19 protein-coding genes are annotated in these 19243 nt (G+C 65.1%); all 19 read right to left on the reverse strand.

The genetic code is table 11. The features are described 5' to 3' along the window. Nucleotides 1-8 precede the first annotated feature (8 nt). Complete coding sequence (gene hisH, locus ACFSQR_RS00545; protein ID WP_377726839.1) at nucleotides 9-650, reverse strand: imidazole glycerol phosphate synthase subunit HisH; 642 nt, start codon at nucleotides 648-650, stop codon at nucleotides 9-11. Between the two features lie 13 nt (nucleotides 651-663). Next, nucleotides 664-1254 (reverse strand): imidazoleglycerol-phosphate dehydratase HisB, encoded by a 591-nt coding sequence (gene hisB, locus ACFSQR_RS00550; protein WP_377726842.1) that lies wholly within the window; start codon nucleotides 1252-1254, stop codon nucleotides 664-666. Continuing rightward, entirely contained in the window at nucleotides 1251-2348 is a 1098-nt protein-coding gene (hisC, locus tag ACFSQR_RS00555; RefSeq protein WP_377726845.1) for a histidinol-phosphate transaminase, read from the reverse strand. The genes hisB and hisC overlap by 4 nt, the downstream gene beginning before the upstream one ends. After that, complete coding sequence (locus ACFSQR_RS00560) at nucleotides 2345-3217, reverse strand: DNA-methyltransferase (protein WP_377726848.1); 873 nt, start codon at nucleotides 3215-3217, stop codon at nucleotides 2345-2347. The genes hisC and ACFSQR_RS00560 overlap by 4 nt, the downstream gene beginning before the upstream one ends. After that, nucleotides 3214-4530, reverse strand: a complete 1317-nt coding sequence (hisD, locus tag ACFSQR_RS00565; protein WP_377726850.1) for a histidinol dehydrogenase — start codon at nucleotides 4528-4530, stop codon at nucleotides 3214-3216. The genes ACFSQR_RS00560 and hisD overlap by 4 nt, the downstream gene beginning before the upstream one ends. A gap of 7 nt (nucleotides 4531-4537) precedes the next feature. Next, nucleotides 4538-5188, reverse strand: a complete 651-nt coding sequence (hisG, locus tag ACFSQR_RS00570) for an ATP phosphoribosyltransferase (protein WP_377726853.1) — start codon at nucleotides 5186-5188, stop codon at nucleotides 4538-4540. After that, the gene (gene murA, locus ACFSQR_RS00575) at nucleotides 5185-6438 is read right to left on the reverse strand and encodes a UDP-N-acetylglucosamine 1-carboxyvinyltransferase (RefSeq protein WP_377726856.1); all 1254 of its coding nucleotides are present in this window, start codon (nucleotides 6436-6438) and stop codon (nucleotides 5185-5187) included. The genes hisG and murA overlap by 4 nt, the downstream gene beginning before the upstream one ends. 11 nt (nucleotides 6439-6449) lie before the next feature. Beyond that, nucleotides 6450-6686 carry a BolA family protein gene (locus tag ACFSQR_RS00580; protein ID WP_377726859.1) on the reverse strand — a complete coding sequence of 79 codons (237 nt, stop codon included), beginning with the start codon at nucleotides 6684-6686 and terminating at the stop codon, nucleotides 6450-6452. Nucleotides 6687-6702: 16 nt separating this feature from the next. Next, entirely contained in the window at nucleotides 6703-7470 is a 768-nt protein-coding gene (locus ACFSQR_RS00585) for an ABC transporter permease (RefSeq protein WP_377726862.1), read from the reverse strand. Beyond that, nucleotides 7467-8381, reverse strand: a complete 915-nt coding sequence (locus tag ACFSQR_RS00590) for an ABC transporter ATP-binding protein (protein WP_377726865.1) — start codon at nucleotides 8379-8381, stop codon at nucleotides 7467-7469. The genes ACFSQR_RS00585 and ACFSQR_RS00590 overlap by 4 nt, the downstream gene beginning before the upstream one ends. Nucleotides 8382-8545: 164 nt before the next feature. Then, on the reverse strand, nucleotides 8546-8824 hold the full coding sequence (locus tag ACFSQR_RS00595) for a lipid asymmetry maintenance protein MlaB (protein WP_377726868.1): 279 nt from the start codon (nucleotides 8822-8824) through the stop codon (nucleotides 8546-8548). Nucleotide 8825: 1 nt separating this feature from the next. Next, nucleotides 8826-9458: a phospholipid-binding protein MlaC gene (locus ACFSQR_RS00600; protein WP_377726870.1), complete on the reverse strand. Its 633-nt coding sequence runs from the start codon at nucleotides 9456-9458 to the stop codon at nucleotides 8826-8828. Continuing rightward, on the reverse strand, nucleotides 9455-10342 hold the full coding sequence (locus tag ACFSQR_RS00605) for a VacJ family lipoprotein (RefSeq protein ID WP_377726873.1): 888 nt from the start codon (nucleotides 10340-10342) through the stop codon (nucleotides 9455-9457). The genes ACFSQR_RS00600 and ACFSQR_RS00605 overlap by 4 nt, the downstream gene beginning before the upstream one ends. Then, nucleotides 10339-10815 carry an outer membrane lipid asymmetry maintenance protein MlaD gene (mlaD, locus tag ACFSQR_RS00610; RefSeq protein ID WP_377726875.1) on the reverse strand — a complete coding sequence of 159 codons (477 nt, stop codon included), beginning with the start codon at nucleotides 10813-10815 and terminating at the stop codon, nucleotides 10339-10341. The genes ACFSQR_RS00605 and mlaD overlap by 4 nt, the downstream gene beginning before the upstream one ends. 16 nt (nucleotides 10816-10831) lie before the next feature. Beyond that, the gene (gene mlaE / locus ACFSQR_RS00615) at nucleotides 10832-11614 is read right to left on the reverse strand and encodes a lipid asymmetry maintenance ABC transporter permease subunit MlaE (RefSeq protein ID WP_377726877.1); all 783 of its coding nucleotides are present in this window, start codon (nucleotides 11612-11614) and stop codon (nucleotides 10832-10834) included. Further along, complete coding sequence (locus ACFSQR_RS00620; RefSeq protein ID WP_377726879.1) at nucleotides 11611-12414, reverse strand: ABC transporter ATP-binding protein; 804 nt, start codon at nucleotides 12412-12414, stop codon at nucleotides 11611-11613. Before ACFSQR_RS00620 ends, mlaE begins: the two co-directional genes overlap by 4 nt. A 255-nt stretch (nucleotides 12415-12669) precedes the next feature. Beyond that, nucleotides 12670-12939, reverse strand: a complete 270-nt coding sequence (locus tag ACFSQR_RS00625; protein WP_377726881.1) for a hypothetical protein — start codon at nucleotides 12937-12939, stop codon at nucleotides 12670-12672. A 77-nt stretch (nucleotides 12940-13016) separates the two neighbouring features. After that, nucleotides 13017-14480: a glutamate synthase subunit beta gene (locus ACFSQR_RS00630; protein WP_377726883.1), complete on the reverse strand. Its 1464-nt coding sequence runs from the start codon at nucleotides 14478-14480 to the stop codon at nucleotides 13017-13019. 25 nt (nucleotides 14481-14505) lie between these two features. Then, on the reverse strand, nucleotides 14506-19215 hold the full coding sequence (locus ACFSQR_RS00635) for a glutamate synthase-related protein (RefSeq protein ID WP_377726885.1): 4710 nt from the start codon (nucleotides 19213-19215) through the stop codon (nucleotides 14506-14508). Between the last annotated feature and the right edge of the window lie 28 nt (nucleotides 19216-19243).

The raw sequence follows: 19243 nt of genomic DNA on the forward strand, positions 1-19243 counted from the left end.
GAGGAGGGTCAGGGATTCCAGTGAACGAAATTCTTGTACAGGGCCAGGCCTGCACGAGCGCTTTTCTCGGGGTGGAACTGGGTGGCGACGATATTGTCGCGTGCTACCGCGCAGCAGAACGGCGCGCCGTAGTCGGTCTCGCCGATCGTGTCCTGAGCGTTTTCGGGCAGCGCGTAGTAGCTGTGCACGAAATAGAAGTAACTGTCGTCCTCGATGCCGTTCCAGAGCGGGTGCGCGCGCACCTGGCGCACGCGGTTCCAGCCCATCTGCGGCACCTTGAAGCGCGAGCCGTCCGGCTGCACCATGCCATCCAGGCGGAAGCGCACCACGCGGCCCGGCAGCAGGCCCAGGCCCGGCGTGTCGCCTTCCTCGCTGCTGTCGAACAGCATCTGCTCGCCCACGCAGACGCCCATCATCGGGCGGGTCTTCGCGGCACGCAGCAGCGCTTCCTCGACGCCGGACGCGCGCAGGCTGGCCATGCAGTCGCGCATGGCGCCCTGGCCCGGCAGCACGATGCGGTCGGCCGCATCCACCACGGCCGCGTCGCCCGAAATGACGATGTCTGCTTCCGGCGCGACCGCGGTCAGGGCCTGCGCGACGGAGCGCAGGTTGCCCATGCCGTAATCGACCACTACGATCTTGTTTGTCATCGGCGTGGTCGGCTTACAGGCTGCCTTTGGTCGAAGGGATGACGCCGGCGGAGCGCGGGTCGAGCTCGGAGGCCATGCGCAGCGCGCGGCCGAAGGCCTTGAACACGGTTTCGCACTGGTGGTGCGCATTCTCGCCGCGCAGGTTGTCGATGTGGAGCGTCACCAGGGCGTGGTTGACGAAGCCCTGGAAGAACTCGTGGGTCAGGTCGACGTCGAACGAGCCGATCATCGAGCGCTTGAACGGGATGTGGTATTCGATGCCCGGGCGGCCGGAAAAGTCCAGCACCACGCGCGAGAGCGCCTCGTCCAGCGGCACGTAGGCGTGGCCGTAGCGGCGGATGCCCTTTTTATCGCCGATCGCCTTGGCGACCGCCATGCCGAGCGTGATGCCGACGTCTTCCACCGTATGGTGGGCGTCGATATGCAGGTCGCCTTTCGCCTCGATTTCCAGGTCGATCAGGCCGTGGCGCGCGATCTGGTCGAGCATGTGGTCGAGGAACGGGACGCCGGTGTCGAGCTTCTGCTCGCCCGTGCCGTCCAGGTTGATGGCGACGCGGACCTGCGTCTCGTTGGTGTTGCGCGTGATTTCTGCGGTGCGGTTCATGGCGTAGTCAGGGATGTTGCGAGGGCGTTCAGGAATGCCGCATTCTCATCCGGTGTGCTGACCGTGACTCGGATGCAATTGGCCAGCAGTGGATGCATTTTACTCATATTTTTCGCCAGCACCCGGTTTGCGGCCAGTCGTGCGCAGGCGTGGTCGGAATCCGGAACCCGGACCAGCAGGAAGTTGGCGGCCGACGGGAACACTTCGACGCCCGGCAGGCGCGCCAGCTCCCGTGCGAACTCGGCGCGGGCGGCGCGGATGCGGGCAGCCTGTTCGTCGAGCACTTCCAGGTGGTCGAGCGCGAACTCGGCGGCGATCTGCGACAGGACGTTGACGTTGTAGGGAGGACGCACCTTGTCGAACTGGGCCAGCAGGGCGGGCGCGGCCGACATGTAGCCGAGGCGGATGCCCGCCAGGCCCAGCTTGGAGAGGGTGCGCATCACGACCAGGTTCGGGAATTCCGGCAGCCGGGCCATGAAGCTCGATTGGGCGAAGGGCTCGTAGGCCTCGTCCACCACCGCGATGCCGGTCTCGCCCAGCGCGGCGATGATCTCGGCCATGTCGGCGGGGTCGAACAGGTTGCCGGTCGGGTTGTTCGGATAGGCGAGGAACAGCAGGGCCGGGCGGTGTTCGGCGATCGCGGCGAGCATGGCCGGCTTGTCCAGCGTGAAATCGGGCCGCAGCGGCACGCCGACGAACTCGGCGCCTGCGTACTGGGCCGAGCGGGCGAACATGACGAAGGCCGGCACCGGGGCCATGATCACGGTGCGCTTGCCCGGCTGGGCGACAGCGGTGGCCATGATCTGGATCAGCTCATCCGAGCCGTTGCCGAGGATGACGTCATGGCCGGCCGGGACGCCCAGGCGCTCGCACAGGCGCTGCTTGAGGGTGCTGTAGGACGGCACGGGATAGCGGTTCAGCACCGCGGCGGACAACCGTCCGGCCAGCTCGCTGCGCAGCGCTTCGGGCAGCTCGTACGGGTTCTCCATCGCGTCCAGCTTGATGTAGCCGGTGGCGTCGGGCACGTGGTAGCTGGCGAGCGCGCGCACGTCCGGGCGGATGGTGTTCTCGATCAGTTTGTCGATGGACGTCATTTGATGCTCCTGAGCCGTCGGGGACCAACCCCGGAGGGGACCGTCCCCTCGTCTTCCGCCAGCGCCGTGGCATTGCCGGCCTGCGCGCGGCGTCGCGCCGGCTTGGCCAGCGGCACCTCGGGCGCCGCCAGGCGGCTTTCGATAATCTCACAGTAGGCCGGATTGAGTTCGAAGCCGGCGAAGTTGCGGCCGCAGCGCTGCGCCGCTACCGCCGTGGTGCCGCTGCCCATGAACGGGTCGAGCACCACCCCGCCTTCCGGGCAGCTGGCCTTGACCATGCGCTCGATGATCTCGAGCGGCTTCTGGGTCGGGTGGTCAGCGCGCTCCGGGTGCTCGCGGTGCAGGCGCGACACGCTCCACAGGTCCTTCGGGTTGTAACCCACTTCCAGCCATTTGGCGCCGACGAAGATCGAGCGCGAGCGCGCCTTCTTGGTTTCGGCGTCGTAGGGAATGCGTACCGCATCGAGGTCGAAGTGGTAGTCCTTGCGCTTGACGAAGAAACCGATGGTGTCGTGCACGGAGCTGAAGCTGCGCGTGCTGCCGCCCATGGACGGCACCCGGCGGTCCCAAATGATCTCGTTCATCATCGTCATGCGCTTTTTCAGCATCACGAAGATCTCCGGCGAAAAGCGCCAGGTCAGGAAGATGTACAGGCTGCCGTTGTCCTTGAGCTTGGGCAGGGCCGCGTCGATCCACTGTTCGGTCCACGCGAGGTAGTCTTCCACGCTCTGCTGGTCGGACGCGTTGCCGTAGTCCTTGCCGAGATTGTAGGGCGGGTCGGTCAGGATCAGGTCCACCGAGCCGTCCGGGATCCGCGCAAGTCCGGTCAGCGCGTCCTCGCAGAACACGCGGTTGAGCCACTCGTTCATGATCGGGACCTGATCCTCAGTTCGGCGCTGCGCGCGTGGGCGGGAAGGCCTTCGCCATACGCCAGCTGCGCGGCAGCCGCGCCCAGCACCTGTGCGCCTTCTTCGGACACGAACAGCACCGAGGAGCGCTTCTGGAAGTCGTACACGCCCAGCGGCGACGAGAAGCGCGCGGTGCGCGAGGTGGGCAGCACGTGGTTCGGGCCGCAGCAGTAGTCGCCCAGCGCTTCGGACGAAAAGCGCCCGAGGAACATGGCGCCCGCATGGCGGATCCTGTCCGCCCACTGCTGCGGGTTCTCGGCGGAGATCTCCAGGTGTTCCGCCGCGATGTCGTTGGCGATCGCGCAGGCTTCTTCCATGTCGCGTACCTTGACCAGCGCACCGCGGCCGGACAGCGATGCCGCGATCGTCTCCGCACGCGGCATCGTGGGCAGCAGCTTTTCGATGCTCGCTTCCACCTGCGCGATGTAGGCCGCGTCCGGGCACAGCAGGATGGCCTGCGCCAGCTCGTCGTGCTCGGCCTGCGAGAACAGGTCCATCGCCACCCAGTCCGGATCGGTGGTGCCGTCGCACAGGACCAGGATCTCGGAGGGTCCTGCAATCATGTCGATGCCGACCGTGCCGAACACGCGGCGCTTGGCGGCAGCCACGTAGGCATTGCCGGGGCCGACGATCTTGTCGACCGGAGGAATGCTCGCAGTGCCATACGCCAGCGCCGCCACTGCCTGCGCGCCTCCGATCGTGATCACGCGGGTCACGCCGGCGATGGCGGCGGCGGCCAGCACCATCTGGTTCTTCACGCCGTCCGGAGTTGGCACCACCATCACGATATCGCGCACGCCCGCCACCTGCGCGGGAATGGCGTTCATCAGCACCGACGACGGGTACGCCGCCTTGCCGCCCGGGACATAGATGCCCACGCGGTCCAGCGGCGTCACGCGCTGGCCCAGCACCGTGCCGTCCGGTTCGGTGTAGGTGAATCCGTTCAGCTCCTGCTTCTGGCGTTCGTGGAAGGCGCGAATGCGGTCGGCGGCGAACTGCAGCGCATCGCGCTGTGCGGCCGGGAGGCCGGCGAGCGCCGCGTCCAGCTCGGCCTGCGGCAGGTCGAACTGCGCCACCGACTGCGCGTTCACGCGGTCGAAGCGGTTGGTGTATTCCAGCACCGCCGCATCGCCGCGCGCTTTCACGTCGGCGAGGATGCCCGCCACCGCATGCTCGATGGCCTCGTCCGTCGCCGACTCGAATGCGAGCAGGCGATGCAGGTCGGCCGTGAATTGCGGATGGGTGGAATCGAGTTTGGCGATGCGCTTCGACATGGTGCTGTTACTTTGCTGAGGCTTTGGCGAACGCTTCGATGATCGGCTGCAGCCGTTCGCGCTTGAGTTTGAGGGCTGCCTGGTTCACCACCAGGCGCGAAGAAATATCCATGATCTGCTCGACCTCGACCAGGTTGTTGGCGCGCAGCGTGCTGCCGGTCGAGACCAGGTCGACGATGGCGTCGGACAGGCCAACCAGCGGCGCCAGCTCCATCGAGCCGTACAGCTTGATCAGGTCCACGTGCACGCCCTTGCCCGCGAAGTGCTGGCGCGCAGTCTGCACGAACTTGGTCGCCACGCGCAGGCGCCCGCCCGGGCGCACTGCCGCCTGGTAGTCGAAACCCGCCTTGACCGCCACCGACATGCGGCACTGCGCGATGTTCAGGTCGATCGGCTGGTACAGCCCTTCGCCGCCATGCTCCAGCAGCACGTCCTTGCCCGCCACGCCGAAGTCGGCCGCACCGTGCTGCACGTAGGTCGGCACGTCGGTCGCCCGCACGATGATGACGCGCACGGCCGGGTCGTTGGTCGGCAGGATCAGCTTGCGCGAGGTCTCCGGGTTTTCCAGCACGCGGATGCCTGCCGCTTCCAGGAGCGGCAGCGTGTCCTCGAAGATGCGCCCCTTGGAGAGCGCCAGGATCAACTGCGGTGAACTCATTCGCGAATCCGCTCGATGTTCGCGCCCACCTGCGACAGCTTCACTTCCATGCGGTCGTAGCCGCGGTCCAGGTGATAGATGCGGTCCACGATGGTCTCGCCCTGCGCGGCCATGCCGGCAATGACCAGCGAAGCCGATGCGCGCAGGTCGGTCGCCATCACGGGCGCCCCCACCAGGCGGTCGGCGCCGCGGATGAAGGCGGTCTTGCCGTCGATGTTGATGTGCGCGCCGAGGCGGTTCAGTTCCTGCACGTGCATGAAACGGTTCTCGAAGATCGTCTCGGTGATGCTGCTGGTGCCGTGCGCGATCGCGTCGACCGCCATGAACTGCGCCTGCATGTCGGTCGGGAAGCCCGGGTATTCCGTGGTGCGGAAGCTGACCGGCTTCGGACGGCCCGTCATCACCGCGCGGATGGTCGACCCGTTCAGCATGATGGTCAGGCCCATCTCGGCCAGCTTGTCGAGCGCCGCGTCGAAGATGTCGGTGCGGGTGTTGGTCAGCGTGATGTCGCCGCCGGTGGCCGCGACTGCGCACAGGAAGGTGCCCGCTTCGATGCGGTCCGAAATCACTTCGTGCTTCGCGCCGTGCAGTTCTTCGACGCCGTGGATCACCAGGCGGTCGGTGCCGATGCCTTCGATCTTTGCGCCCATCGCCACCAGCAGGTGCGCCAGGTCGGTCACTTCCGGCTCGCGCGCCGCGTTCTCCAGCACCGTGGTGCCTTCGGCCAGCGTGGCGGCCATCAGCAGGTTCTCGGTGCCGGTCACGGTGATCATGTCCGTGACGATGCGGGTGCCCTTGAGCTTCTTGCACTTGGCGTAGATGTAGCCACCTTCGATATGAATCTCGGCGCCCAGCGCCTGCAGGCCCTTGATGTGCTGGTCCACCGGACGCGAGCCGATCGCGCAGCCGCCCGGCAGCGAGACCTTGGCTTCGCCGAAGCGCGCCAGCAGGGGGCCCAGCACCAGGATCGAGGCGCGCATGGTCTTGACCATTTCATAGGGCGCCTCCAGCTTGTCGATGCCGGCGCCGTTCAGGGTGACCTTCTCGTCGTCCTGCGTGACCTTCAGGCCCGTTGCGGCCAGCAGCTTGAGCATCGTGCGCACGTCGTGCAGGCGCGGCACGTTCGACAGTTCCACGTCGCCGGCGGTCAGCAAGCCCGCGCACAGGATCGGCAGGGCCGCGTTCTTCGCGCCGCTGATGCGGATTTCTCCATTGAGGCGGTTGCCGCCGATGATTTTCAGCTTGTCCATGTTCGTGCCTTTTAGCCTTGGAATTCTTCCGGGGTGAGGGTCTTCATCGACAGCGCATGGATTTCCTCGCGCATGCGATCGCCAAGCACAGCGTACACCATCTGGTGGCGCTGGATCGGGCGTTTTCCGGCGAATGCCGGGGACACGATCACTGCGCTGAAATGCTGGCCGTCGCCTTCCACCTCGAGGTGGGTGCAATCGAGGCCGGCGGCGATGTAGCCGTGGATGAGTTCTGGGGTCGTTGCCATGGTGTCTCCGTCGATATTAGTGGCGCAGCTTGTAGCCGCTCCTGAGCAGATTGATTGCGGTGGCCGCCAGCACCGCGAAGAACGCGGCGACGATGGCCAGGCTGGTCCACGGGTTCACGTCCGACTGGCCGAAGAAGCCGTGGCGGAACCCGTCGATCATGTAGAAGAACGGGTTGAAATGCGATACCGCCTGCCAGAACGGCGGCAGCGACTTGATCGAATAGAACACGCCTGCCAGGAAGGTGGCCGGGACGATCAGGAAATTCTGGAATGCGGCCAGCTGGTCGAACTTTTCAGCCCACATGCCGGCGATCACGCCCATGGTGCCGAGGATGGCGGCGCCCAGCACCGCGAACACCACGATCCACAGCGGCGCCACGAACGACAGGTCCGCGAACCAGGCCGTGATGATAAAGACGCCCGCGCCCACCACCACGCCGCGCACCACCGATGCGAGCACATAGGCGGAAATGATCTCCCAGTGCGACAGCGGCGGCAGCAGGATGAACACCAGGTTGCCGGTGATCTTGGACTGAATCAGCGAGGACGAGGCGTTGGCGAAGGCGTTCTGCAGCACACTCATCATCACCAGGCCGGGAATCAGGAACGAGGTGTAGCTCACGCCCGGATAGACTTCCACCCGCCCTTCGAGCACGTGGCCGAAGATCAGCAGGTACAGCATGGCGGTCAGGATCGGCGCCGCAATGGTCTGCGTGGCGACCTTCCAGAAACGCAGGGTTTCCTTGTAGAGCAGGGTCTGGAACCCGACGGTAAAGAGGCTCACAGCGTGCGTCCTTCCATGATCTGGATGAAGATGTCCTCGAGGTCGGCCTGCTGCAGCTGCATCTCGTCGATTTCGGCGCCCGCTTCGCGCAGGCATGCCAGGATCGGCTCGACCTCGTCGTAGCCGTTCACGCGCAGGCTGAATCTGTTGGGGTTTTCGGGTTCGTCGTGCGCGATCAGGTGGCGCAAGCCTTCCGGCAGCGCGCCCGATTTCAGGTGCACCACCAGCTGCGAGCCGGACACGCGGCGCAGCAGGCGCGACATCGAATCCTGTGCCACCACCTGGCCCAGCTTGAGCATCGCCACGCGCTGGCACATGGCCTGCGCCTCTTCCAGGTAGTGGGTGGTCAGCACGACCGTGTGGCCTTCCTTGTTCAGGCGCGAGATGAACTTCCACAGCGTCTGGCGCAGCTCCACGTCGACGCCGGCGGTCGGCTCGTCGAGCACGATCACGGGCGGCTTGTGCACCAGCGCCTGCGCCACCAGCACGCGGCGCTTCATGCCGCCGGACAGGGCGCGCATGTTGACATCGGCCTTGTTGGTCAGGTCGAGGTTGTCCATCACCTCGTCGATCCACTTGTCGTTGTTCTTCAGCCCGAAGTAGCCGGACTGCAGGCGCAGCGTCTCGCGCACCGTGAAGAAGGGATCGAACACCAGCTCCTGCGGCACCACGCCCAGGCTCATGCGCGCCTTGCGGAAGTCGCGCGTGACGTCGTGTCCGTGGATGCGCACGCTGCCTGCATCCGGGCGGATCAGGCCGGCGATGGTGGAAATCAGGGTGGTCTTGCCGGCGCCGTTCGGGCCGAGCAGGCCGAAGAATTCACCCTCCTCGATCGTGAGGGAAACGCCGCCCAGCGCCTTGAGCGATTTGTAGCTCTTTTCGACCTTGTCGATCTGGATTGCTGCTGACATGTAGGGTACAGCCTTGTATACCGGGGGAAACGGTCAATTATAGGGGAACTTACAACTGCCGGTACGTTGGGGACTGTCCCCGGAGGGGACCGTCCCCCGCTTTTTAGCGGGAACCGGGCAGTGCGGCGGAGATCCGGGGACAGTCCCAAAGGGACAGTCCCCATTCAATGGTGCGCGAGATCGGCGGGGGAGCAGCCGAGGAGGGAGTCGACGCCGTAGACGTCGGCCAGGCTCTGCAGCCCGGCGGGGATGTTGCGGTAGGTGAGCGTGCTGCCCTGTTTGCGGGCGATGCGCTGCCACGCAAGCAGGACGGCGACGGCCGAGGAATCGGCCGCCTGCACGTTCGACAGGTCGATCTCGGTCTCGCCGCCGCGGATCGCGGCGCAACCCTGCTCCAGCACCGCGCGGGCGTTCTGGAACGTGAGGGTGTCGAAAGTCAGCATCTTACTTGGCAGCCTTCAGCGGCTTGGAAGCCAGCTGCTTGTTGCGCTCGGCCAGCTTGGCGATCAGGCCGTCGATGCCCGACTTGTTGATCTCGGAAGCAAAGGTGCCCTTGTAGGTCTCGACCAGCCAGGCGCCCATCACGTTGATGTCGTAGATCTTCCAGCCGGTTGGCGCCTTGTACAGGCGGTAGTTCAGGGTCAGCGGCTCGCCGCGGGTCAGGTTGACCTGCGAGCGCACTTCGACATCGGTGTCCGAGTCCTGGGCGCGCATCGGCTTGAATTCCACGGTCTCGTTCTTGATCTGGGAGATCGCGCCCGAATAGGTGTGGACCAGCAGGGTCTTGAATTCCTGCGACAGCTTCTGCTGCTGCTCAGGGGTGGCGGTGCGCCAGAAGCGGCCGGCCGCCTGCGCGGTGGTGCGCTGGAAGTCCACATGCGGCAGGATCTTGGCTTCCACCAGGCCGATCACCTTGCGGCGGTCGCCTGCCTGGATATCCTTGTCCGCCTTGGCGGTGTTGATCACATCCTCGCTGATGCGCTTGACCAGCAGGTCCGGTTTTTCCTGGGCGAGGGCAGGGCCGCTCGCAGCGAAAGCGATCGTCGCGACCGCCAGCAATTTTTTCATCAGTTTCATAGGCTCTCGATTCTTTTCTCGGGTTGGTTGTCGGTTGCCGGCTTGGCCTGCACGGCTGGCGTGCTGTCGGCCGGTTTGGCTTCCCCATCGGTTTCCACCGGTTTTTCTCCCGTCGCGGCAGGCGCATCGGTCGGCGCCTGCTCGTTATCGTCCTGCGTTTCCTGCGCGGCTGCCGGGGCGCTCTCGCCATCCCTGACCTGCCCTTCGCGGCGCTGGAAGAAGCCGTCGCGAATGAATTCATAGCGGTCCAGCGCTGCTTCCTCGAGCAGGTTGGAAGCGTCCAGCAGCACCGCGCGCTGGTCGATCACGCGTACTATCGTGCCCGCGGTACGCCAGTGCACCGGCTCCTTGTACGTCCACAAATCGCCCTGCCAGTCGGCCGGTAACGCGGCAGTATCACGTACCGTAGATGGGCCCAACAGCGGCAACATCAAGTAGGGGCCGGATGGAAATCCCCACACGCCCAGCGTCTGGCCGAAATCCTCGCGATGCTTGACCAGGCCGGCGCTGGTGGCCGGGTCCAGCAGGCCCAGCATGCCCACTGTCGAGTTCAGACCAAAGCGGCCAAAGTCGGACAGGCCATCCTTCGGCTTGCCCTGCAGCAAATTGTTCACCCCGGTCCAGAGATCGCCCAGGTTGCTGAAGAAATTGTTCACGCCGGTCTGCACGAATTCCGGCAGCACCTTCTTGTACGCGGTCGCGGCGGGCTTGAGCGCCACCTGGTCGACCTTGTCGTTGAAGGTGAACATGGCCCGGTTATACGGCTCGAACGGGTCCTTCGGGTTTGCTGCCGGGCCCGACGCGCAACCGCTCAGGGTCACGCATGCTGCCAGGCCGGCGACCAGCGCCGCACGGCGCGCGGCGTTGTGCCGGGGTTGGGTCATTCTCCGCCATCCTTTCCTTCGGCGGCCTTGCTGTAGATGAACTGGTTGATCAGGTCTTCGAGCACGGCCGCGGATTGTGTACGGGCGATGCGGTCACCGTTCGACAGGTTGACGGTATCGCCGCCGGGTTCCAGGCCGATGTATTGTTCACCAAGCAGGCCTGCGGTCAGAATCTTGGCCGAGCTGTCCTTCGGGAACTTGTAGCCCGCGTCCAGGGTCAAGGTTACCAAGGCCTGATAACTCTTGTCGTCAAATTGAATTGCGTCAACTCGGCCGATCACGACGCCGGCGCTTTTGACCGCGCCTTGCGGCTTGAGACCACCGATATTGTCGAACTTCGCGGTCACCGTGTAGGTCTGGCGGAAGGACTTGATCGTGCTCATGTTGCCGGCCTTGAGGGCCAGGAACATCAACGCGACCGCGCCCAGCAGGACGAACAGGCCGACCCAGATATCCATCGATTTACGGTACATATTCTTATTCTTCCAATTATTTGTTGAACATGAGCGCGGTGAGGACGAAATCAAGTCCCCACACCAGCAGCGACGCGATGACGACTGTGCGCGTGGTCGCGCGCGAGACGTCTTCCGGCGTCGGCTGCGCCTGGTAGCCCTGGAACAGGGCGGTAAAAGTCACGGCAACGCCAAAGATGAAGCTCTTGAGCAGGCCATTGCCAATCTCGTTGAAGATGTCGACGCCGGCCTGCATCTGCGACCAGAACGCGCCCTCGTCCACGCCGATCAGCTGCACGCCGATCAGGTAGCCGCCGATGATGCCGACGGCGCTGAAGATCGTGGCCAGGATCGGCATCGCGATCATGCCGGCGATGAAGCGCGGGGCGAGCACGCGCTGCACCGGGTTAATCGCCATCATCTCCATTGCGGACAGCTGCTCGCCGGCCTTCATCAGGCCGATCTGCGCGGTCAGCGAGGTGCCTGCGCGGCCCGCGAACAGCAGCGCGGTGACGACCGGGCCCAGCTCGCGCAGCAGCGACAGCGCCACCACCTTGCCCAGCTGCTCTTCCGCGCCGTACTGGTTCAGCGTCAGGTAGCCCTGCAGGCCCAGCACCATGCCGACGAACAGGCCGGACACGACGATGATGACCATCGAGTAGTTACCGATGAAATGCACCTGCTCGGTGATCAGGCCCGGGCGGCGCAGCGCGCCGAACGAGTGGCCAATCAGCACGAACAGCGAACGCGTGGCAAAGCCGATATGTTCTACCGTCTCACGGACCTGTTTGCCGATCCAGGCGAGGGCGCGGCCGATCATGCCTGCGCTCCCAGGCCGAGGTCGTCGGCCAGCGAGCGTCCGGGATAATGGAACGGCACCGGGCCGTCCGGCGCCGCATCGACGAACTGGCGCACGTACGGGTCCTGCGACTCGCGCAGCGCGGCCGGGGTGCCGTGCGCGACCACCTTCCCGGACGACATGAAGTACACATAGTCCGCGATCTCGAAGCACTCGTGCACGTCGTGCGACACCACGATCGAGGTGGAGCCGAGCGCATCGTTCAGGCGGCGAATCAGGTTGGCGGTCACGCCCATCGAGATCGGGTCGAGGCCGGCGAACGGCTCGTCATACATGATCAGTTCCGGGTCGAGCGCGATCGCGCGCGCTACCGCCACGCGGCGCGCCATGCCGCCCGAGATTTCGGAAGGCTTGAGCTTGGCCGCGTTGCGCAGGCCGACCGCGTTCAGCTTCATCAGCACCAGGTCGCGGATCAGCTCGGGCGGCAGGTCGGTGTGCTCACGCAGCGGAAACGCGACGTTGTCGAACACGGTCAGGTCGGTGAACAGCGCGCCGAACTGGAACAGCATGCCCATCTTGCGGCGCAGGCGGTAGACGCCTTCCGTATTGAGCTTGTTGATGACTTCGCCGTTGACGCTCACCGTGCCGCGCTGGGGACGGATCTGGCCGCCGATCAGGCGCAAAACGGTCGTCTTGCCGCAGCCCGAACCGCCCATGACTGCCACAACTTTCCCGCGTGGGAAGTCCATCTGGAGGTCCGACAGGATCGGACGGGGTCCATAGGCGAAGTGCAAGTCACGTATCTCGACAAGGTTGGGCACAGGCAGACTCAAAATGGGGGAAGCCGATATTGTAGTGCAGAAAAGATAATCTCTGCTGCGGCGGGCCAAAAACCGGCCTCGCCGGGGGCGATAATACAACACTACTGAATTTCCGGTCAGATATATATATTTTGTAAGTAATTGTTTTTTCAGGGATATACATACATGACCGCGCCCGCGCGCAGCAATGTTTGCGCAAAGCTAACGAAAATGTGCAGGTGCAGCATTGATGCTGCTCAGAAGAAGGGATAGCTGCTAGATCCAGCCGAAAGCGCGCGCCATTGTCCCGGCCAGACCGACCGCAACAGCAATCAATGCGCCGAACAGGATTCGAAAATCGGTCGTCGACGCGCGGCGCATATCAAGCATGTCACTGCGCATTGCGCGCAATTCGGCATGCATTTCATTACGCAGCTCGCGCATTTCATTGCGCAACTCGCGCATATCGGCCCGCAGTTCGCGCAGCTCTTCCAGGATGTGCTCGCACGTGACTTCGGCTGGATGAGGGAAATCGGTACTGTCCATGGAGAGCTCCCTGGCCAATCAGTCTACGCCGCCCGACCTGGAGGTCAAGCGACGCAAACTGATTCAGCCCGACACGCTCAGTTCGGAAGCAGGGTGGAGCCCATCAGGAACTCATCGACGGCGCGCGCGCACTGGCGGCCTTCCCGGATGGCCCAGACCACGAGCGACTGGCCCCGGCGTATGTCGCCGGCGGCGAACACCTTGGGCACCGAGGTCTGGTAGGCCTGCAGGCCGTCCACGGCTGCGCGCGCGTTGCCGCGCATGTCTTTCTCTACGCCGAACGCGTCCAGCACCTGCTGCACCGGCGAGACAAAACCCATCGCCAGCAGCACCAGATCCGCCTTCACCTCGAAATCGGTGTCGGGCACCTCGGTCATTTTCCCGTTCTGCCACTCGACGCGGCAGGCGATCAGCTTCTCGACCTTGCCGTTCTTCCCTTCCAGGCGCTTGGTGGCAACCGCCCAGTTGCGTTCGACACCTTCCTCGTGCGAGGACGAGGTGCGCAGTTTGGTGGGCCAGTACGGCCACACCAGCGCCTTGTTCTCCTGCTCGGGTGGCATCGGCATGAGTTCGAACTGGGTGACGGACGCCGCGCCTTGCCGGTTCGAGGTGCCGACGCAGTCCGAGCCGGTGTCGCCGCCGCCGATCACGACCACGTGCTTGCCGGTCGCCTTGATCTGCTCCTTCACCTTGTCGCCGGCGTTGACCTTGTTCTGCTGCGGCAGGAAGTCCATCGCGAAGTGCACGCCCTTCAGTTCGCGCCCCGGCACGGGCAGGTCGCGCGGCTGCTCCGCGCCGCCGGCCAGCACTACCGCGTCGAACTCCAGCGCCAGGTCCTCCGGGAAGATCGTGTCGCGCGCCCAGTTGTTGACGGTGGCCGGGAAGTCCTTCCCGATCAGGACACCGGTGCGGAAGGTCACACCCTCGGCCTGCATCTGTTCGACCCGGCGGTCGATGAGGTGCTTCTCCAGCTTGAAGTCCGGGATCCCGTAGCGCAGCAGGCCGCCGACGCGGTCCGCTTTTTCGAACACGGTGACGGCGTGGCCCGCGCGCGCCAGCTGCTGCGCGGCCGCCAGGCCGGCCGGTCCGGAACCGACTACCGCCACCTTCCTGCCCGTCTTTTGCAGCGGCGGCTGCGGCGTCACCCAGCCATGCTCCCAGCCGGTGTCAATGATCTTGTGCTCGATCGACTTGATGCCGACCGGCTCTTCATTGATGTTGAGCGTGCACGCCGCCTCGCATGGAGCCGGGCAGACACGCCCCGTGAACTCGGGGAAGTTGTTGGTCGAGTGGAGATTGTCCAGCGCCACTCGGTACTGGCCGCGGTACACCAGGTCGTTCCAGTCCGGGATGATGTTGTTCACCGGGCAGCCGCTGCTGCAGAACGGAATGCCGCAATCCATGCAGCGCGCGCCCTGTATCCTGGCCTGCTCGTCGGTCAGGTGCAGCACGAATTCCTTGTAGTGGCGGACCCGCTCTTCCGGCGCGAGGTGACCCTCCTCCTGGCGCTCGAATTCCATGAAGCCTGTGATTTTGCCCACGTGATTTTCCTTGTCTCTGGTCCGCTCAGGCCGCGATCTGCTCGGCCGCTTCTTCCATGCTGGAGTTGTGCATCTCCTCCAGCGCGCGCTTGTACTCGGTCGGGAACACCTTGACGAACAGCTTGCGGCTGCTGGACCAGTCGTCCAGCAGGTTGCGCGCGCGCGTACTGCCGGTGTACTTGAAGTGGCGCTCCACCAGGCGGCGCAGGATGGTCTCATCGGCCTCCGGCTCGCCGCCGCGCGACTCGGCGTGCATGGTACTGCGGTCGTGCTGCTCCGCGGCCGTGCTTACGCCATGCAGGTCCACCATCGCCGTATTGCACAGGTTGCGGAAGTCGCCGTCCGGGTCGTATACATAGGCCACGCCGCCCGACATGCCCGCAGCGAAGTTGCGTCCTGTCCGTCCCAGTACCACGACGGTCCCGCCGGTCATGTACTCGCAACCGTGGTCCCCGCATCCTTCGACAACGGCCGTGGCGCCGGAATTGCGGACCGCGAAGCGTTCGCCCGCCACGCCATTGAAGAAGGCCTCGCCACTGATCGCGCCATACAGCACCGTATTCCCGACGATGATGTTGTCCACTGCGCGGCCGCGGAACTCCGTATTCGGCCGCACGATGACGCGCCCGCCCGACAGGCCCTTGCCGACGTAATCGTTGCCTTCGCCGACCAGGTCCAGCGTGATCCCGGCCGCGAGGAACGCCGCTGCCGACTGGCCCGCCGTACCTTGCAGCTGGATGTGGATGGTGTCGTCAGGCAGGCCCGCATGGCCGTAGCGCTGCGCGACTTCGCCCGACAGCATGGTGCCGACCGTGCGGTTGCGGTTCCGGACCGGTGAGATGAAGGAGACGCGCTCGCCTTTCTCCAGTGCCGGCTTGGCCTGTGCGATCAGCTTGTGGTCCAGCGCCAGGTGCAGGCTGTGGTCCTGGAACTCGCAGTGGTAGGCCGCCACCAGCGGATCGACCGTGGGCTGGTGGAAGATCGCGGAGAAGTCCAGCCCCTTCGCCTTCCAGTGGGCGACCGCCTTCGACTTGTCGAGCAGGTCCGCGCGCCCGATCAGTGCATCGAAGGTGCGGATGCCCAGCTGCGCCATCAGCTGGCGCGCTTCTTCCGCCACGAAGAAGAAGTAATTGACCACATGCTCCGGCTTGCCCGTGAATTTGGCGCGCAGCACCGGATCCTGCGTCGCGACCCCGACCGGGCAGGTGTTCAGGTGGCACTTGCGCATCATGATGCAGCCCTCCACCACCAGCGGCGCAGTGGCAAATCCCACCTCGTCCGCGCCCAGCAGCGCCGCGATCACCACATCGCGCCCGGTGCGCATCTGGCCGTCGGCCTGCACGCGGATGCGCCCGCGCAGGCCGTTGAGCACCAGCGTCTGCTGCGTCTCCGCCAGGCCCAGCTCCCACGGCGTACCGGCGTGCTTGATCGACGACAGCGGCGACGCGCCGGTGCCGCCATCGTGGCCGGCAATCACGATATGGTCCGCCTTGGCTTTCGACACGCCGGCGGCGATGGTGCCCACGCCGACTTCGGACACCAGCTTGACCGAGATGGCCGCGCGCGGATTGACGTTCTTGAGGTCGTGGATCAGCTGCGCCAGGTCCTCGATCGAATAGATGTCGTGGTGCGGCGGCGGCGAAATCAGGCCGACGCCCGGCACGGAAAAGCGCAGGCTCGCGATGTACTCCGATACCTTGTGGCCCGGCAGCTGGCCGCCCTCGCCCGGCTTGGCGCCCTGCGCCATCTTGATCTGGATCTGGTCGGCAGAATTGAGGTATTCCGCGGTGACGCCGAAGCGGCCGGAGGCGACCTGCTTGATCTTCGAGCGCAAGGAATCGCCGTCCTGCAGCGGGATATCGGCCACCACGCGCGACTCGCCCAGCACCGACGCCATCGTATCGCCCTGCCTGATCGGGATGCCCTTGAGTTCCTGCGCATAGCGCACCGGATCCTCGCCCCCTTCGCCCGTATTGGACTTGCCGCCGATACGGTTCATCGCGATCGCCAGCGTCGCGTGGGCCTCGGTGCTGATCGAACCGAGCGACATGGCTCCGGTGGCGAAACGCTTGACGATCTCCTTGGCCGGCTCCACCTCGTCCAGCGGAATCGCTTTGGCAGGATCGATCCTGAACTCGAACAGCCCGCGCAGCGTGAGGTGGCGCGCGCTCTGGTCGTTGATCAACTGCGCATATTCCTTGTAGGTCGCGTAGCTGTTCGAGCGTGCCGCATGCTGCAGCTTCGCGACCGTATCGGGCGTCCACAGGTGGTCCTCGCCGCGCACGCGGTACGCGTATTCGCCGCCCGTATCGAGCGAATCGGCCAGCAGCGGGTCGGCGCCGAATGCCAGCGTGTGCAGGCGGATCGCCTCCTCGGCCACCTCGAACACCCCGATGCCCTCCACGTTCGACGCCGTGCCGCGGAAGTACTTGTCCACCATCGCCTTCGACAGGCCAACCGCCTCGAAGATCTGCGCGCCGCAGTAGGACATATAGGTCGAAATGCCCATCTTGGACATTACCTTCAGCAGTCCCTTGCCGATCGCCTTGGTGTAGTTATAGGCAGCCGTGTCGGCTGACAGTTCGCCCGGGAGCGACTGCGCCAGTTCCGCCAGCGTCTCGAGCGCAAGGTAGGGGTGCACTGCTTCCGCGCCATAGCCGGCGAGGAGCGCGAAGTGATGCGTCTCGCGCGCCGACCCCGTCTCGACCACCAGGCCGGTGGATGCGCGCAGGCCGCGCGCCACCAGGTGCTGGTGGATCGCCGAGGTCGCGAGCAACGCAGGAATCGCCACCTGCGCCGCATCCATCGAGCGGTCCGACACGATCAGGATATTGTGTCCCGACTTGACCGCATCGACCGCCTCCGCGCACAGCGACGCCAGCGACGCCTCGATTCCTTCCTTGCCCCACGCGACCGGATAGCAGATGTTCAGCTCATACGACTTGAACTTGCCGCCCGTATGCGCCGAAATGCCCCGCAGACGCGTCATGTCGTCGAAGCCGAGAACCGGCTGCGCCACTTCCAGGCGCATCGGCGGATTCACATTGTTCGTATCGAGCAGGTTCGGCTTGGGACCGATGAAGGACACCAGCGACATGACCATGCTCTCGCGGATCGGATCGATCGGCGGATTGGTGACCTGCGCGAACAGCTGCTTGAAGTAGTTGTACAGCGGCTTGAGCTTGTTCGACATCACCGCCAGCGGCGAATCGTTGCCCATCGAGCCGGTCGCTTCCTCCGCGATCACTGCCATCGGCGCCATCAGGAACTTCAGGTCCTCCTGCGTGTAGCCGAACGCCTGCTGGCGGTCGAGCAGCGACGGCGGCTGCTTCTCGCCGGGTGCGCCCTTGTGGCGGTGCATCGCCAGCTGGCTCTCCGTCAGCCGGATCTCGCCCAGCTTGATGCGCACCGACTTGATCCACGCCTTGTACGGCTTCGCGTTCGCGTACGTGTCCTTGAGCTCCTTGTCATCGATGATGCGCCCGGCTTCCAGGTCGATCAGGAACATCTTGCCGGGCTGGAGACGCCACTTCTGGATGATCTTCGACTCGGGGATCGGCAGCACGCCCGCTTCGGACGCCATCACGACCAGGTCGTCGTCCGTGACGATGTAGCGCGCGGGGCGCAGGCCGTTGCGGTCCAGCGTCCCGCCGATATGGCGTCCGTCCGTGAACGCCATCGCCGCCGGCCCGTCCCACGGCTCCATCATCGACGCGTAGTACTCGTAGAACGCCTTGCGGTTCTCGTCCATCAACGTATGGTTTTCCCACGCCTCCGGGATCATCATCATCATCGCCTGCGCGACCGGATAGCCGCTCATCACGAGCAGCTCCAGCGCGTTGTCGAAGCAGGCCGTATCGGACTGGCCCTCGTAAATCAGCGGGAACAGCTTCTGCAGGTCCTCGCCCAGCACGGCCGACTTCATCACGCCCTCGCGCGCGCGGGTCCAGTTGAAGTTGCCCTTCACCGTATTGATCTCGCCGTTATGCGCGATCAGCCGGTACGGGTGCGCCAGCGGCCACTCCGGGAAGGTATTGGTCGAAAAGCGCTGGTGCACCAGCGCCAGCGCCGAAATGCAGCGCGGATCCTGCAGGTCCTTGTAGTACACCCCGACCTGGTCCGCCAGCAGCAGTCCCTTGTACACGATGGTCCGCGCCGACATCGACGGCACGAAAAACTCCTTCCCGTGCAGGAGCTTGAGCGCCTGGATCGCGTGCCCGGACGACTTGCGGATCACGTACAGCTTGCGCTCCAGCGCATCGGTCACCATGATGTCCGGCCCCCGCCCGATGAAGATCTGTCGGATCACCGGCTCCTTCGCGCGCACGGCCGGCGACATCGGCATCGACTCGTCCACCGGCACATTGCGCCAGCCCAGCACCACCTGGCCCTCGATGCGCACCGCGCGCTCGATCTCCTGCTCGCAGGCGATGCGCGACGCATGCTCCTTCGGCAGGAACACCATGCCCACGCCGTACTCCCCGGGCGGCGGCAGCTCCACACCCTGGCGCGCCATCTCGTCGCGGAAGTACTGGTCCGGGATCTGGAGCAGGATCCCGGCCCCATCGCCCATCAGCTTATCCGCCCCGACCGCACCGCGGTGATCCAGGTTCTTCAGGATCTGCAGGCCCTGCTCGACGATCGAATGGGTTCGCACGCCTTTGATGTGGGCGATGAAGCCGACCCCGCACGCATCGTGTTCGTTGGATGGGTCGTACAAGCCTTGCGCGTCCATGCTGGTCTCCGCAGTTTTCGTGGGTTCG

The sequence above is a fragment of the Pseudoduganella sp. GCM10020061 genome (genome assembly GCF_042683405.1).
GTDB lineage: Bacteria > Pseudomonadota > Gammaproteobacteria > Burkholderiales > Burkholderiaceae_D > Telluria.